The following is a 425-nucleotide window of genomic DNA, read 5'->3' as shown; positions in this document are numbered from 1 at the left end:
CCGTTTACTGGGGCTTAAGTTCTGTGCTTCGATTTCTCTAACACTTCCCCTTAACCTTCCAGCACCGGGCAGGCGTCAGCCCCTATACTTCGTCTTTCGACTTAGCAGAGACCTATGTTTTTGGTAAACAGTCGCTTGGGCCTATTCTCTGCGGCCTCCTCGGGCTTTCACCCTACCGAGGCACCCCTTATCCCGAAGTTACGGGGTCATTTTGCCGAGTTCCTTAACAAGGGTTCTCTCGCTGGCCTTAGGATTCTCTCCTCACCTACCTGTGTCGGTTTGCGGTACGGGCACCTTTAACCTCGGTAGAGACTTTTCTTGGCAGCTTGAATTCAGCTACTTCGCTACTTTTATTTCGCTCCCCTTCACATCTTAGGATTTGTTTTGGCGGATTTGCCTACCAAAACTCCCTCAATGCTTGGACC

Annotated in this window: 1 rRNA gene; it reads right to left on the bottom strand. The window is 50.8% G+C overall.

Features of this window, described 5'->3' with window-relative positions:
- Positions 1–425: ribosomal RNA gene (locus BUA19_RS00010) — 23S ribosomal RNA — on the bottom strand; the annotation flags it as partial.

The organism is Tepidibacter thalassicus DSM 15285 (assembly GCF_900129915.1).
GTDB lineage: Bacteria > Bacillota > Clostridia > Peptostreptococcales > Peptostreptococcaceae > Tepidibacter > Tepidibacter thalassicus.
Note: the sequence above shows the minus strand (reverse complement) of the source record. Positions and strands in the feature narration are given on the sequence as shown.